General features: G+C 69.5%; 1 protein-coding gene. It reads left to right on the top strand.

What is annotated here, in order from left to right; all coding sequences use genetic code 11:
- Positions 1–466, top strand: a 466-nt coding sequence (locus B2V21_RS02050) for an AIR synthase-related protein (RefSeq protein WP_286915908.1), incomplete at both ends; no start/stop codon positions are given.

Below are 466 nucleotides of genomic sequence, written 5' to 3'. Positions count from 1 at the left end.
TGGAGCGTCGCTGCCAGGAAGTGATCGACCGCTGCGTCGCCCTCGGCTTGGACAACCCGATCCGCTGGTTCCATGACGTCGGCGCGGGTGGCCTGTCCAACGCGATTCCGGAATTGCTGCACGACTCCGGCGTGGGCGGTGTGATCGATCTGGGCAAGGTGCCCACCGATGACCCGTCACTGTCGCCGATGCAGTTGTGGTGCAACGAATCGCAGGAACGCTATGTGCTCGGTGTGCCGCAGGCGCGCCTGGCCGAGTTCGCCGCGCTGTGCGCACGCGAGCGCTGCCCGTTCGCCGCGGTCGGTGTCGCCACGGCAGAAGAGCGGCTGGTGGTGGCCTATGGCGCGACCGTGGGCAACACCCCGGCCGATGCCCCGATCGACCTGCCGATGGACGTGCTGTTCGGCAAGGCGCCGAAGATGCACCGCGACACCGTGCACCCGGCGGCGCCGCGCTGGCCGGCGCT

Origin of the sequence: Pseudomonas sp. UBA6276, assembly GCF_002438365.1 — a bacterium.
Classification (GTDB): Bacteria; Pseudomonadota; Gammaproteobacteria; order Pseudomonadales; family Pseudomonadaceae; genus Aquipseudomonas; species Aquipseudomonas coleopterorum.
Note: the sequence above shows the minus strand (reverse complement) of the source record. Positions and strands in the feature narration are given on the sequence as shown.